This is a genomic window from Enterococcus italicus DSM 15952, assembly GCF_000185365.1.
GTDB classification, from domain to species: Bacteria; Bacillota; Bacilli; order Lactobacillales; family Enterococcaceae; genus Enterococcus_G; species Enterococcus_G italicus.
This window is the reverse complement of sequence record NZ_GL622295.1, coordinates 1-515: the sequence shown is the minus strand read 5'-3', so window position 1 is coordinate 515 and position 515 is coordinate 1. Positions and strand designations below refer to the sequence as shown.

At 22.7% G+C, this 515-nt stretch carries 1 protein-coding gene; it reads left to right on the top strand.

The window, feature by feature from the left end:
• Window positions 1-15: 15 nt before the first annotated feature.
• Window positions 16-515: hypothetical protein (locus tag HMPREF9088_RS12270; RefSeq protein WP_211205564.1), on the top strand; the 500-nt coding region annotated here is incomplete at its 3' end.

Here is a 515-nt window from a genome sequence, read left to right as displayed (position 1 = left end):
AGGAGGTATAATTTAATGGATAAATTTTTTGAACACTTAAAAAATTTAAGAAAAGTTGCTATTGGGATGTTATTCTTTTTTACTACTTTTTACCTAGTATTATTGCTGTTTAGTAGAAATGATAATCAAGAAATAGCTAACAATATTGAGAAATTTAATGATAGTGTTGTTATCAATAAGTCAGATAATGATAAACAAGATATTGCAAAAATTAAAAATAATCTTGCAAAACAAAGGGATGTAGTAAAAAAAATTGTTTCTGAAAACAAAGAAAATCAAGAAGTATCTAATGAGAAAGTAAAAGAAAATATTGATTTAACTATCAAAGAGGAAATCATAGATAATAGTTATCAATCATTAGAAAAAACAGATAAATTCAGCAAATTAGGAACAGTAGAAATACCTAAAATTGATTTAAATTTAGCAATTTTTAAAGGGAAACCTTATGTAAATTGTAAAAACAAAGAAGATTTGATGTTATATGGTGCAGTAACAAATAAAAAAAATCAAAAAAT